This window comes from Pseudomonas sp. IT-P395, assembly GCF_949767675.1.
GTDB lineage: Bacteria > Pseudomonadota > Gammaproteobacteria > Pseudomonadales > Pseudomonadaceae > Aquipseudomonas.
This window is the reverse complement of record NZ_CATKPW010000006.1, coordinates 94,238-107,835: the sequence shown is the minus strand read 5'-3', so window position 1 is coordinate 107,835 and position 13,598 is coordinate 94,238. Positions and strand designations below refer to the sequence as shown.

General features: G+C 59.9%; 10 protein-coding genes. 2 read left to right on the top strand and 8 right to left on the bottom strand.

The features are described 5' to 3' along the window. Positions 1–38: 38 nt before the first annotated feature. From ACM6IN_RS05775 to ACM6IN_RS05755, 5 genes are all read right to left on the bottom strand, one after another. Positions 39–2,465, bottom strand: coding sequence for a TonB-dependent siderophore receptor (locus tag ACM6IN_RS05775; protein ID WP_414915573.1), 2,427 nt, complete (start codon positions 2,463–2,465; stop codon positions 39–41). A 231-nt stretch (positions 2,466–2,696) separates the two neighbouring features. Further along, positions 2,697–3,671, bottom strand: a complete 975-nt coding sequence (locus tag ACM6IN_RS05770; RefSeq protein WP_007910012.1) for a FecR domain-containing protein — start codon at positions 3,669–3,671, stop codon at positions 2,697–2,699. After that, entirely contained in the window at positions 3,668–4,144 is a 477-nt protein-coding gene (locus tag ACM6IN_RS05765) for an RNA polymerase sigma factor (protein ID WP_256588363.1), read from the bottom strand. The genes ACM6IN_RS05770 and ACM6IN_RS05765 overlap by 4 nt, the downstream gene beginning before the upstream one ends. Positions 4,145–4,482: 338 nt before the next feature. Continuing rightward, entirely contained in the window at positions 4,483–5,190 is a 708-nt protein-coding gene (locus tag ACM6IN_RS05760; protein ID WP_414915572.1) for a PolC-type DNA polymerase III, read from the bottom strand. Next, positions 5,187–7,121 (bottom strand): putative nucleotidyltransferase substrate binding domain-containing protein, encoded by a 1,935-nt coding sequence (locus tag ACM6IN_RS05755; RefSeq protein ID WP_414915571.1) that lies wholly within the window; start codon positions 7,119–7,121, stop codon positions 5,187–5,189. Before ACM6IN_RS05755 ends, ACM6IN_RS05760 begins: the two co-directional genes overlap by 4 nt. Before the next feature lie 257 nt (positions 7,122–7,378). Between ACM6IN_RS05755 and ACM6IN_RS05750 the strand changes: the two genes are divergently transcribed. Beyond that, positions 7,379–7,825: a response regulator gene (locus ACM6IN_RS05750; RefSeq protein WP_414915570.1), complete on the top strand. Its 447-nt coding sequence runs from the start codon at positions 7,379–7,381 to the stop codon at positions 7,823–7,825. A 280-nt stretch (positions 7,826–8,105) separates the two neighbouring features. Here ACM6IN_RS05750 and ACM6IN_RS05745 read toward each other — a convergent pair whose 3' ends face one another. After that, the gene (locus ACM6IN_RS05745; RefSeq protein ID WP_414915569.1) at positions 8,106–10,283 is read right to left on the bottom strand and encodes a malate synthase G; all 2,178 of its coding nucleotides are present in this window, start codon (positions 10,281–10,283) and stop codon (positions 8,106–8,108) included. A gap of 504 nt (positions 10,284–10,787) precedes the next feature. On the opposite strand from ACM6IN_RS05745, the gene ACM6IN_RS05740 reads away from it, so the two are divergent. Continuing rightward, positions 10,788–11,306, top strand: coding sequence for a glycine cleavage system protein R (locus ACM6IN_RS05740; RefSeq protein ID WP_007910018.1), 519 nt, complete (start codon positions 10,788–10,790; stop codon positions 11,304–11,306). A gap of 223 nt (positions 11,307–11,529) precedes the next feature. On the opposite strand, the gene rarD is transcribed toward ACM6IN_RS05740, so the two are convergent. Next, positions 11,530–12,417 carry an EamA family transporter RarD gene (gene rarD / locus ACM6IN_RS05735; protein WP_007910020.1) on the bottom strand — a complete coding sequence of 296 codons (888 nt, stop codon included), beginning with the start codon at positions 12,415–12,417 and terminating at the stop codon, positions 11,530–11,532. A gap of 160 nt (positions 12,418–12,577) precedes the next feature. Beyond that, positions 12,578–13,552, bottom strand: coding sequence for a serine/threonine protein kinase (locus tag ACM6IN_RS05730; RefSeq protein WP_007910023.1), 975 nt, complete (start codon positions 13,550–13,552; stop codon positions 12,578–12,580). Between the last annotated feature and the right edge of the window lie 46 nt (positions 13,553–13,598).

The following is a 13,598-nucleotide window of genomic DNA, read 5'->3' as shown; positions in this document are numbered from 1 at the left end:
GGACGGCCTGGTCACAGGGCCTGTTTCAGCTCAGTTGCTTACCACTTGTAAGTGGCGCTGGCGACGACACTGCGCGTGTCGCCGTAGTAGCAGTAGAAGCTGTCGCAGGTGGAAATGTATTCCTTGTCGAACAGGTTGGTTGCGTTGACCGCCAGCGACGCGCCTTTGAGGCTGTTGTCCAGACGGCCGAGGTCGTAATGCACACTTGCGTCGAACACAGTGTAGGCGTCCGCTTTGCCCAGCCAGGTGTTGGCCTTGTCGCCGTAGGTGTTGCCGGTGTAACGCACGCCACCGCCAATGCCGAAGCCGTCGAGGACGCCGGCGTGCCAGGTGTAATCGGTCCACAGCGACGCTTGCTGGTTCGGCATCAGTTGCAGGCGATTGCCCTTGTCGACGCCATTCTGCACTTCGGATTTGGCCAGGGTGTAGGCAGCGATGACTTTCAGGTTGTCGGTGACGTCGGAAACCGCTTCCAGCTCGAGGCCTTTGACTTTCACTTCGCCGGTCTGACTGGTGATCGACACGTTGTTGACGAAGGTGTTAACCGAGACGTTCTTCTGGGTGAGGTCGTACACGGCGGCGGTCAGCAGGGTTTTGCTGCCCGGTGGCTGGTACTTGATGCCCAGTTCCCACTGCTTGCCTTCGGTCGGTTTGAGCGAACCGGTCGAGGTGGCGTCGGCGCCCGTGGTCGGCTGGAAGGATTCGGCGTACGACAGGTACGGCACGAAACCGTTGTCGAAGACATAACTGAGCGCTGCGTTGCCGCTGAAGGCCTTGTCACGCTGGGTGTTGGTGGCATCGCCCTTGTTGATGAACTTTGTGCTGGTGTGCACCCAGTCTTCACGGCCGCCGAGGGTCAGGCGCCACTGGTCGAGGGCCATCTGGTCCTGGATGTACAGGCCGGTCTGGTAGGTTTTCTGGTCGTAATCGTAAAACGCCGTGGAGCGCGCTGGACGTACGATTGGCTGGCCGTAGATCGGTGTGATCACGTTGGTGGTCAAACCGTCGCCGAAGATCGAGGTGTAGTTGGTGTTGCTGCGCTGATGATCCAGGCCCAGCAGCAGGGTGTGGCGGATGTCGCCGGTGGCGAAGTCGGCCTGGAAGTTGTTGTCCACGGCGAACTGACTGATGTCTTCTTCGACGCTGGTGCTGGTGCGCCCGACGTTGCCTTGATCATCCACTTCGGTGAACGGGTAGGAACCCGGCGTCAGCGACTGGAACGACAGATCCGACTTGGTGTAGCGCAGGTTCTGCTTGAACTGCCAGACATCGTTCAGACGATGTTCGAAGGCGTAGCCCAGCGCGTAGTAGGTGCGATCGTAATATTCCCAGTCCGGATCACCCAGATTCTTGTGGTGGGAAATATCACCGAGCGGCGACTTGATCTTGGTGCCCTGCACCGGCAGGAACTGGCTGGTGATGCCGGTATCGTCGCGGGTGAACTGGCTCAGCAGGGTGAGCTTGGTGTCGTCGTCGATGTTCCAGGTCAGGCTCGGCGCGATGTTGTAGCGCTTGTTGTCGACGTGATCGACCTGCGTGCCGCTGTCGCGCACCACACCGCTGAGGCCATAGAGAAACTGGCCGGCGTCATCGATCTTGCCGGTGCTGGCGAAGTTGATCTGACGGTGGTTGTCGCTGCCGTACTGCAGCTGGATTTCGTTGCTGTCTTCAGCGCTTGGACGACGGCTGACCATGTCCAGCAAACCGCCCGGCGGAGTCTGGCCGTAAACCGAGGAGGCCGGGCCGCGCAGCAGGGCGAGGCGATCGAGGTTCCAGGTTTCCTGTTTCGGGTTGGCGTACACGCCTTTCGGCAGCGGCAGGCCATCGAGGAACTGGGTCGGTTCGAAACCGCGCACACGCAGCCAGTCGGCGCGGGTGTCGCTGCCGTAGCTGCTGGCGGTGATGCCCGGCATGTAGCGCACAGCGTCGTCGAGACTGTGCACGCTACGGTCGTCCATTTGCTGGCGAGTCGCGACGGAGATCGAACGCGGCGCTTCGACCAGTGCGGTGTCGGTCTTGCTGCCGGCGGCGGTGCGGGTGGCGGTGTAGCCTTCAACCGGGCCCCAGGCGCTTTCGAAGTTCTCCACACCGATGACGGAAGTTTCCGGCAGGGCCAACGTCCCTTCAGGCACGGCGACCAAGGTGTAAGTGCCGGTATTGCTTTGCTCCAGTTGCAAACCGGTGCCACGCAGGGCCGCGCGCAAGGCACCGGCCGCGTCGTATTGGCCGTTCACCGGTGCCGAGGTCTTGCCTGCGGCCAGCGACGGATTCAGCGACAGCGCGATGCCGCCCTGGCTGGCGATCTGGTTCAAGGTGGTCGACAGTGGCGCCGCCGGCAGATTGTAGGCGCGCACGCTGGACGCTTGTTCAGCGGCGAGCAACGGACTGCTGATCAGCGGCGCGCTGAGCGCGATAGCGACGGCCAGCAGACTGGGGCGCAACAAGGTGTCTAGCGAACGGGACATACGGCGGCTCCTGAATGGAAATATTTCTCAATTGCCTGTGTGCCGGATGAAAAGCGAAAAGTGATAGGGCTGGATGAAAATAATTTCGATTAACTGAAAGTGGAGGCTGTAGGGGCCTCATCGCTGGCAAGCCAGCTCCCACAGGTTTCAGTGCTGTTCACAAAATTGCTGCTCACCGCAGATCCCTGTGGGAGCTGGCTTGCCAGCGATGGCGGCCGCTCAGACACCGCATTACTCAGGCTTGATATCGGCCTTCGCGACAGTGACCCAATACGGCGTATGCCGCTCGATCTGCACCGGCAGGGTCGGCAGCAATGCGCTCAGGGCCTTATCGGTGTCATGCAGCGGAAAGCTGCCAGTGATGCGCAGGTCCGCCACTTCCGGGGCCACGCCCAGGTGCCCACGACGATAACGCCCCAGTTCATGCACCAGATCGCCAAGGCGCGCGTTATCCACCACCAACATGCCACGCGTCCAGGCATCCGCGCCGGGATTGAGCGCGACGATCGAACCCAATCCATCACTGCGCAGCAGCACTTGCTGGCCTTCATGGAGAATTTGCTCTTCAGGATTGGATTGCGGGTGCGCCGCGACCGCCGACTGCAACACGCTCAGGCGCGTGCCTTCGTCTTCACGCTTGACCAGAAACCGCGTACCCAAGGCGCGCATGCTGCCTTCGCGGGTTTCGACGATAAAGGGACGCGCATCGCCATGACCGGTCTCGACGAGAATTTCGCCTTCCTGCAACACGATCAATCGGCGCTTGTCATCGAACCGCACATCCACCGCACTGTGGGTGTTCAGATTCAGCACCGTGCCGTCAGCCAGACGCACGGTGCGCTGTTCACCAGTCGCAGTGCGTTGATCGGCAAGCCAGTAATCCAGCGGCAGAAACCGTTCACTGGCGAACAACCCCAAACCAACAATCACTACAACGCTGGCCAACCCACTGCCAAGCTTGCGCACGCGCCGGCGAATGCCTTCGCGCGACTGTAGCAAGGCACTGCGTGCCGGGCCTTTAGCCACGCTGAAACGCTGATCGAGCATGCCCAGTTGTCGCCACGCCCGGGCGTGTTCTTCATGGGCCGCATGCCATTTGGCAAACTCCTCGCGCTCTAGCGGGCTGCTCGAGTCGAGGGTCAGTTGCCAGGCAATCGCCGCGTCCAGTACATGCGCCGGTACGGGGCTGGAACTGGCCGGACTCATGTCGGCTCACCGTACAGGGCGATGTAGCACTGACGAATGCCTTGCGCCAGATACTGACGCACACGCGGCACCGAGACGCCGAGCTTGTCGGCGATCTCGGCATGGCTGAGGCCATCGAGACGGTTATAAAGGAAAGCGGCGCGGGCCTTGGTCGACAGTTTGCCGAGCAAGCGGTCGATGGCTTTGAGGTCTTCGAGGATCATTTGCTGTTCTTCCACCGACGGTTGCTCGCCTTCGGGGATCAGCATCAGTTCGGTGAGGTAGGCCTGTTCCAGCGCCGCACGACGGAAGTAGTCGAACAGCAGGCCTTTGGCGATCGCCACCAGAAAGGCCCGCGGCTCGCGCGGTGTCAGCATTTCGTCGCGACCGAGCAGGCGCACAAAGGTGTCCTGACTCAGGTCCTCGGCACGCTCTGGACACGCCACATTGCGCCGCAGCCAGGCCAGCAGCCAACCGCGATGGTCGCGATACATCGCACCGACGAGCTCACTGTGAGGGCTTGGGACTGACGACACCGGACATCACCGATTGGGAAGTGTTAACTAACGCGAATTGTTCGCGATTGTGGCAGAGGTGGGAATGGTTAGCAATTGGCCACTGGTCAGGTGGGCATGTAAAGGCAGACCCCCTCACCCTAGCCCTCTCCCGGGGGGAGAAGGGACCGATTGGGGGATATTCAGGAGATACACCGATCTGAACGATTTTCAGTGAATCCACAATCAACTCGGTCTTTCAGGTCGATGAAAAGCCCGAGACACCTCAGTCGGCCCCCTCTCCCTCCGGGAGAGGGCTGGGGTGAGGGGCTTTTGATTTAAAACGAAGGCGCCTGCTGCCTACGCTTCCACTGACTCAACCGCTGCTGCAAATTCAACGGACTATGAATTTGCTGCCCCCGCGCCCGGCTGAACAGAATCAACGCCAGTTCCGCCGTCGCCAGCGCATCGGCACTCGCGTTATGCCGCTCGAACACCTCAAGCTTGAACCAGTCGATCCACTCATCCAGTCCAGCCTCACGAATGTGCGCCCGCGGACACACCAGCGGTGCAATGTCGGCGACATCAAGAAACACCTGCTGCAACTTGTGCCCCAGATGCTCCTTCAACGCGCGCCCGAGCATGTGCTGATCAAACGGCGCATGAAACGCCAATACCGGGCTGTCGCCGATAAATTCCATGAGTTCGAGCAACGCCTCGGCCGGCTCACTGCCCGCCGCAATCGCATTCGGCCCCAACCCGTGAATCAACACGCTGGGGCTGAGCTTCAATTCGCGACATTGCAACGTGCGTTCGAACTGCTGACTGAAATCGATCGCGCCGTCCTCGATCACCACCGCGCCAATCGACAACACTCGGTCTTTGCTCAGATTCAGCCCGGTAGTTTCAAGATCCAGCACCACCCAGCGCTGTTCGCGCAGTGTGCATTCGCTGAGCTGTGTAATCGTTGGCAACTGAGCCAGACGCTGCTGGAAATCCACCGGCACCACCGCACTCGCCGGGCGCAGCCACGAAAACAGGCTCATAGCTGATACCGCAAGGTCAGGCTGCTTTGCAGGCGCTGCGCCTGACGCAAGGATTCACGCAGGATGCGCCGGTCCAGGTGATTGAGGCTGTCGGGGTCTACGCGGTTGGAATAGGGCAGATTCTCGCGGGTCTGCAACTGATGCTGCTGCATGCGCGTTTGCTGAATGAAGTGATACGCCTCTTCATACGCCGCGCCGTCCAGCCGTTCGATCACTTCTTTCTCGACCAACTGACGGAAGCGTTCGAGGGTGTTGTTGGCGTCGATGCCGTTAGCCAGCGCGAGCAGTCGCGCGCCATCCACGAATGGCGTCAGCCCCTGCACCTTCAGATCCAGCGTGGCTTTCTCGCCATTCTTGCGCGCCAGCACAAACTCGCGGAAACGTCCCACCGGTGGACGATTGCGCAGGGCGTTCTCGGCCATCATGCGCTGGAACAAACGGTTGTCGCCGACTTGGTCAAGAATGCCCCGGCGCAACTGTTCGCAGCTTTTTTCATCGCCCCAGACCACGCGCAGATCGAAATAGATGCTCGACCCAAGAAGATTTTCCGGCGTCGCCTCGCGAATGAACGCCGCAAAACGCCGCGCCCATTCTGCCCGCGACAGACACAGTTCGGGGTTGCCGGCCATGATGTTGCCCTTGCACAGGGTGAAACCGCACAGCGCCAGGCTGTGGTTGATCTGCTGGGCAATCGGCAGCAACTTGCCGCGAATCTCTGCCGCATGTGCTGCGTCCCGCGCGTCGAACAGAATGCCGTTGTCCTGATCGGTGTGCAGCGTCTGCTCGCGGCGACCTTCGCTGCCGAAACACAGCCAACTGAACGGCACGCCGGGATCGCCTTTTTCGGCGAGGGTCAGTTCGATGACGCGGCACACGGTGTGGTCGTTGAGCAGGGTGATGATGTGGGTGATCTGCGTCGAGGACGCACCGTGGGCGAGCATGCGTTCGACCAGTTGGCCGATCTCGCCGCGCAGGCTCACCAGTTGTTCGACGCGCTGGGCGCTGCGAATCGTCCGCGCCAGATGCACCAGATCGACCCGTTGCAGGGAAAACAGATCGCGCTCGGAGACCACGCCGCACAGGCGCTGATCCTTGACCAGGCAGACATGCGCGATGTGCCGTTCGGTCATGGCAATCGCCGCATCGAACGCACTGTGATCCGGCGAAAGATAAAAGGGCGAAGGCGTCATGTGGCGCTCGATGGCTTCGCCGAAATCGCCAATACCGGCGGCCACCACATGACGCAGATCGCGCAGGGTGAAAATGCCCAACGGCGCCTTGTGTTCATCCACCGCAACGATGCTGCCGACCTGCTGCTCGTGCATCAACTTCACCGCTTCGCGCAATGGCGTGTCCGGGCCGCAGGTCACCGGGTGACGCATCGCCAGTTCGCCGAGTCGGGTGTTCAGCGAGTACTGCGTGCCGAGGGTTTCCACGGCTTTTTGCTGCACTTGCTGATTGACCTGATCAAGCAGGCTGCTGACCCCGCGCAAGGCGAAATCACGGAAGGCGTTGGACAGGGCGAACAGTTTGATGAACGCCAGTTTGTTCAGTTGCAGGCAGAACGTATCTTCGCCGGCCAGGTGTTCGGTGCGCGTCGCGCGTTCACCGAGCAGTGCGGCCAACGGAAAACATTCGCCGGTGGTGATTTCAAACGTGGTCTCGGTGCCGGGTTTGGTGATGTGCTGACGTTCGCCGACCACCCGACCTTGTTTGACGATATAGAAATGTTCGACCGGGCCGTCGGCGGGTTTGATGATGCTCTCGCCCTGGCCGTAGAAACGCAGCTGACATTGCTCCACCAGATAAGCCAGGTGGGCGTGTTCCATCTGATTGAAGGGCGGGAAGCGCTGAAGGAATTGCAGGGTGCCCTGAATGTTCTGCAATACCGCGGTTTTCCCTGCCTGGGTGAAGGCGTCCGCTTTACTCATAACCATTACCGCAGTCTTTTCGAATTGTTGTTGTCGGATCGTTCTGGCCATGGTCGACCCCTGCGGGCGGGGTGCCCATTGGACGTAAGTCTAGGTTTTGCCACCATTGGCGCAGTTTCGGAGATGCCCTACGCAAACAGTCGGAAATTCCCTGGTTTGCCCCCTTGGAAAAAAATCCGACGAAGTGCACATTGAAGCTCTGCCCAGCGATGTCTGACCACTTGCCAAGGGACTGTTTTGAATATTTAGAGAGCGCCATGTCCGACCACGATATTTTGAGCGATGCCGAGCGAGAAGCGCTCAGTGCAGTCATGCTCGAACCTGACCTGCCACCTCAGCGTGTATTGATCGTTGATGACGACAAGGACGCCCGGGAGCTGTTGTCGGAGATTCTCGCGTTGGATGGCATTCGTTGCATGACCGCAGCCAGTGGCGAGACGGCGCTGAAGATGCTCGAAGAAAAGCCTTCGATCGGGCTGGTGATCACGGATCTGCGCATGGGCAATGTCGACGGCCTCGAGCTGATCCGTCAGGTGCGTGAGTCGGTGAGGGCAGCGATGCCGATCATCATCGTGTCCGGCGATGCTGATGTGAAAGACGCGATTGCGGCGATGCATTTGAGCGTGGTGGATTTTTTGCTCAAGCCGATTGATACGGGCAAGTTGCTCGGTCTGGTCAAACACGAATTGGGTATCGACCCCTGAGAGCCCCTCACCCTAACCCTCCCGAAACGTCGGACCGCCCAGAGGGAGAGGGGACTGAGCGCGGTGAATGTGCAAGGTACACCGACTTGAAATTACCGAGTCGAACTCAGAACTTGAAGCTTCCCCAATCTGCTCCCTTTCCCCCTCTACCCCTTGGGGGAGAGGGCTGGGGTGAGGGGGATGGATCTCAAGCCCTCCACAAATACCAGCCCACACCACACAAACAAAAAAGCCCTGATCTCTCGATCAGGGCTTTTTCATGTCCGGCATTCAGCGCAAGTTACAAGCCGTTGGCCTTCTTGAACTCGCGACGACGACGGTGCAGCACCGGCTCGGTGTAGCCATTCGGCTGCTTGGTGCCTTCAACCACCAGTTCGACCGCCGCCTGGAAGGCGATGTTGCTGTCGAAGTTCGGTGCTAGCGGACGGTACAGCGGGTCGTTGGCGTTCTGACGATCCACCACCGGCGCCATGCGCTTGAGGCTTTCCATCACTTGCGCTTCGGTCACCACACCGTGGCGCAGCCAGTTGGCGATGTGCTGGCTGGAGATACGCAGCGTGGCACGGTCTTCCATCAGGCCGACGTCGTTGATGTCCGGTACTTTCGAGCAGCCAACACCCTGGTCAATCCAACGCACCACGTAACCGAGAATGCCCTGGGAATTGTTGTCCAGTTCGTTCTTGATTTGCTCTGGCGTCCAGTTCGGGTTGACCGCCAGCGGGATGGTCAGGATGTCGTCCACCGAAGCACGAGCACGTTTGGCCAGTTCGGCCTGACGGGCGAACACGTCGACCTTGTGATAATGCAGCGCGTGCAGCGCAGCAGCCGTTGGCGACGGTACCCAAGCGGTATTGGCGCCGGCCAGCGGGTGCGCGATTTTCTGCTCGAGCATCGCGGCCATCAGGTCGGGCATGGCCCACATGCCTTTACCGATTTGCGCACGACCTTGCAGGCCAGTGCTCAGACCGATATCGACGTTCCAGTTTTCGTACGCGCCGATCCACTTCTCAGCCTTCATGTCGGCCTTGCGCACAACCGGGCCGGCTTCCATGGAGGTGTGGATTTCGTCGCCGGTACGGTCGAGGAAACCGGTGTTGATGAACACCACACGCTCGCTGGCTGCCTTGATGCAGGCCTTGAGGTTGACCGTGGTACGGCGTTCCTCGTCCATGATCCCGACTTTCAGCGTATTGCGCTTCAGGCCCAGCACGTCTTCGATGCGGCCGAACAGCTCGTTGGTGAACGCCGCTTCTTCCGGGCCGTGCATCTTCGGTTTAACGATGTACACGGAACCGGTGCGAGTGTTGCGGCGCGAGGTGTTGCCGTTGAGGTTGTGCATCGCCGCGAGGCAAGTGACCAGACCGTCGAGGATGCCTTCCGGCACTTCGTGGCCGTCTTTGTCGAGGATCGCGTCGATGGTCATCAGGTGACCGACGTTACGCACGAACAGCAGCGAACGACCGTGCAACGTCACTTCACCGCCATTCGGCGCGGTGTAGGTGCGATCCGGGTTCATGGTGCGGGTGAAGGTCTGACCGCCCTTGGACACGGACTCCGACAGGTCGCCCTTCATCAGGCCGAGCCAGTTGCGGTAGATCACCACTTTATCGTCAGCATCGACGGCGGCCACGGAGTCTTCGCAGTCCATGATGGTGGTCAGGGCCGCTTCCATCAGGATGTCTTTGACGCCGGCCGGGTCGGTCTGGCCAACCGGGGTAGTAGCGTCGACCTGAATTTCGAAGTGCAGACCGTTGTGTTTCAGCAAGATGGCGATTGGCGCGTTGGCGTCGCCTTGGAAACCGATCAACTGAGCGTCATCGCGTAGGCCAGTGTTGCTGCCGCCCTTGAGGGTGACCAGCAGTTTGCCGTCAGCGATTTTGTAGGCGGTCGAATCGACGTGGGAGCCAGCTGCCAATGGCGCAGCTTCGTCGAGGAACGCACGGGCGAAGGCGATGACTTTGTCGCCACGCACCTTGTTGTAGCCTTTGCCTTTTTCCGCGCCACCGTCTTCGCTGATCGCGTCGGTGCCGTAGAGGGCGTCATACAGCGAACCCCAGCGGGCGTTCGAGGCATTGAGAGCGAAGCGGGCGTTCATCACCGGCACAACAAGTTGTGGGCCGGCGGTGCGGGCGATTTCATCATCGACGTTTTGTGTCGTTGCCTGGAAATCAGCCGCTTCTGGCAGCAGATAACCGATTTCTTGCAGGAAGGTTTTATAGGCCACGGCGTCGTGCGCCTGACCGTTGCGTTCCTGATGCCAGGCATCGATACGAGCCTGGAAGTCATCGCGTTTGGCGAGTAGGGCTTTGTTCTTCGGCGCCAGGTCATGAATGACCTTGTCGGCACCTTCCCAGAACTTGTCGGCGGTGAGGCCGGTACCGGGAATGGCTTCGTTGTTCACGAAGTCGAACAGGACTTTGGCGACCTGCAGGCCACCGACTTGAACGTGTTCAGTCATTGCTTGCCTCACTCTGCTCAGCTATTTCGCTTTTCAGCTCTTCAATTTGACAATGAAGCCTCTGGCCATTTAAACCACAAACCTGCCGACCAGTACATGCCATTGCGGGCGGCTGGGCTGGGACCAATCAACGGCTTGGGGGCCTTGCTGACGGGGCTTTCAGGGTTGCGAACAGGCCTTGGGCAGACATCGATCCAGCGTTATGTAGTGCGCGCTGCGGCATACTACATGATGAGTTGCGCTTGTGAAAATCAGACTAATTACGTCGTTCTGCGACCTCATGTCGCATTGCGGTCACATCGCGGAACGGGATGTTCTCAAAAAACCATTGGATTGTTCCAGCTAAATATAAAAAGTTGTACACATAAATGCTATTTGGCTGCTATGGCAACGGTTTATGTGGGAGCGAGCCTGCTCGCGAAAGCGTCGGTCGCCTCAACGCAAATTCGACCCTTGCCTATACTTCCCCTTCTATAACAAAAGTCATGACAAGAGGGCGACGCCATGGACCATCTCGTACTCACCGTATTCGCCCCGGACAAGCCCGGGCAGGTCGAGCGTATCGCCCAATGCATCGCCGAGCATGGCGGTAACTGGCTGGAAAGCCGCATGTCGCGGATGGCCGGGCAGTTTGCGGGCATTCTTCGGGTGGGCGTGCCAGCGGAGGCTTACGACGAATTAGTCGATTCCCTACAAGCACTGTCGACGCATGGCATCCGCGTATTGATTGCCGAGAGTGGTATCGAGCAGTCCTGCACCTGGAAACCGATCGCCATGGAGTTGGTGGGCAATGATCGTCCCGGCATCGTGCGCGACATCACCCGGCTGTTGAGCGAGCAAGGCGTCAACCTTGAGCGGCTGGTGACGGAAGTGCGCCCGGCACCGATGAGCAGTGAACCGCTGTTCCACGCTGAGGCGATTCTTGCAGTGCCACTGACCTTGTCGCTCGACGTCTTGCAGTCGCGCCTGGAAACCCTGGCCGATGATCTGATGGTCGAACTGGTGTTACGCACAGACGTTTAAACGCTGACCGGGTTATCCAGTTTAAACGTGCACCTGCCTGTGGATAACCTGTAGAGACTGCCCGCATCGCCAGGCCCGCCGTGGCTTTGCTGGAGTTGATCAAAAAACCGCCAACATTCAGTGACTTGCACACAAACGGCGGGGATCACGCTGTGGATAACCTTGGGAAGGAACGATGAAGGCCACGAGAACCGTGGCCTGCGAGGCTTTGTACGTTTTTTGATCAGCTGCGCCGGCGCAAACTGATCACGGCATCGACGCTGTAAACGGCCAGACCGGCCCAAATGAAGATAAACGCGACTAACGTGCTCGACGACAAGTGCTCACCGAACAGCAACACCGCTTGCAGCAGCACCAGGGTCGGCGCTAGGTATTGCAGGAAGCCGATGGTGGTGTAAGGCAAGTGGCGCGTGGCGGCGTTGAAGCACACCAGCGGCACCAATGTCACCGGACCGGCCGCCACCAGCCACCAGGCTTGGGACGTGGTCCAGAACTCCGGTTGAGCGCTGGTCGCGGTCTGGTTGAAGAGCAGCCAGGCAATCGCGATCGGCACCAGCATCCAGGTTTCCACCACCAGCCCCGGCAACGCTTTGACTGGCGCCTGTTTGCGGATCAGACCGTAGAAGCCGAACGTCAGCGCCAGCACCAGCGACACCCACGGCAGACTGCCGACCTGCCAGACCTGTTGCGCTACACCGACCGCTGCCAGACCGACCGCGATCCACTGCATCCGCCGCAAGCGTTCGCCAAGAATCAACATGCCCAAGAGCACGTTTACCAACGGGTTGATGTAGTAACCGAGACTCGCTTCAAGCATGCGCCCGTTGTTTACCGACCACACGTAGGTCAGCCAGTTGGCCGCGATCAGCGTTCCGCTCAAGGCCAGAATCGCCAGTCGCTTGGGATTGTCGAGCAACTCGCGCAACCAGCCCGGGTGTTTCCACACCATCAGCAACAGCGCACCAAACAGCGCCGACCACAACACCCGATGGATGATGATCTCGACCGCCGGAACCTCGGCGATGGCTTTGAAGTAGATCGGGAACAGGCCCCAGATGATGTAGGCACTCAGGCCCAGAATGTACCCGCGACGCGGGTTGGCGGCTTGCATGCAGAATCCTTGCTTAGGCAGCTAACAAAGGAGGGATTGTAAGGAGGTTGTATAGATGTGTCGTGTCAGAAAGCGAAAAGATCGCAGCCTTCGGCAGCTCCTACAGGGGAATGCGATCCATGTGGGAGCTGCCGAAGGCTGCGATCTTTTGATCTTTAATTCAGAACAACTTCAAAGGTTCTTCGTTAAGCGCTGATAGCTGCTCACGCAACGCCAGCACCTGATCACCCCAATAACGCTCGGTGCCGAACCACGGAAAGCTGTGCGGGAACGCCGGGTCATCCCAGCGCCGCGCGAGCCAGGCGCTGTAGTGCATCAGACGCAAGGCGCGCAGCGGTTCGATCAGCGCCAGCTCACGCGGGTCGAAGTCGTGAAACTCGTTGTAGCCATCCATCAACTCCGACAACTGCCCCAGGCATTCCTGGCGATCACCGGCGAGCATCATCCAGATGTCCTGTACCGCCGGGCCCATGCGGCAGTCGTCGAGGTCGACGATGTGGAACATTTCGTCGCGGCACATCATGTTGCCGGGGTGGCAGTCGCCGTGCATGCGGATGTTCTGGTGTGGCGTGTTGGCGTAGGCATCTTCCACGCGTTTAAGCAGGTCGCGGGCGACGGACTCGTAGGCCGGCAGCAGGCTTTTCGGAATGAAGTTGCCTTCCAGCAAGGTGTTCAGTGAGGCGTGGCCGAAGTTCTGCACGGCGAGGGCTTCACGGTGTTCGAACGGCTTGGTCGCGCCGACCGCGTGAATGCGCCCGAGCAACTGGCCGAGGCGATACAGCTGATCAAGATTGCCCGGCTCCGGCGCACGGCCGCCGCGCCGCGGGAACAGGGTGAAGCGGAAACCGGCATGCTCGTGCAGGGTTTCGCCGTTATGGATCAGCGGCGCCACGACCGGAATGTCGACGTCGGCCAGCTCGAAGGTGAACTTGTGTTCTTCGAGGATGGCTTCGTTGGTCCAGCGCTGCGGGCGATAGAACTTGGCAATCAGCGGTTCGGAGTCTTCGATGCCGACCTGATAGACGCGGTTTTCGTAGCTGTTGAGCGCCAGAATGCGTGCATCACTGAGGAAGCCGATGCTTTCAACGGCATCAAGCACGAGGTCGGGGGTGAGGGTTTCAAACGGGTGGGCCATGCTGACTCCTGCGCGCAGCAGGCTGCCGCGTCCGGCCCAGCATGGT

Coding starts and splice junctions, on each gene's coding strand:
- ACM6IN_RS05745 (WP_414915569.1), bottom strand. CDS start 10,283: ATGACTGAACACGTTCAAGTCGGTGGCCTGCAGGTCGCCAAAGTCCTG.
- ACM6IN_RS05770 (WP_007910012.1), bottom strand. CDS start 3,671: ATGAGTCCGGCCAGTTCCAGCCCCGTACCGGCGCATGTACTGGACGCG.
- ACM6IN_RS05765 (WP_256588363.1), bottom strand. CDS start 4,144: ATGTATCGCGACCATCGCGGTTGGCTGCTGGCCTGGCTGCGGCGCAAT.
- ACM6IN_RS05730 (WP_007910023.1), bottom strand. CDS start 13,552: ATGGCCCACCCGTTTGAAACCCTCACCCCCGACCTCGTGCTTGATGCC.
- ACM6IN_RS05740 (WP_007910018.1), top strand. CDS start 10,788: ATGGACCATCTCGTACTCACCGTATTCGCCCCGGACAAGCCCGGGCAG.
- ACM6IN_RS05750 (WP_414915570.1), top strand. CDS start 7,379: ATGTCCGACCACGATATTTTGAGCGATGCCGAGCGAGAAGCGCTCAGT.
- rarD (WP_007910020.1), bottom strand. CDS start 12,417: ATGCAAGCCGCCAACCCGCGTCGCGGGTACATTCTGGGCCTGAGTGCC.
- ACM6IN_RS05755 (WP_414915571.1), bottom strand. CDS start 7,121: ATGAGTAAAGCGGACGCCTTCACCCAGGCAGGGAAAACCGCGGTATTG.
- ACM6IN_RS05760 (WP_414915572.1), bottom strand. CDS start 5,190: ATGAGCCTGTTTTCGTGGCTGCGCCCGGCGAGTGCGGTGGTGCCGGTG.
- ACM6IN_RS05775 (WP_414915573.1), bottom strand. CDS start 2,465: ATGTCCCGTTCGCTAGACACCTTGTTGCGCCCCAGTCTGCTGGCCGTC.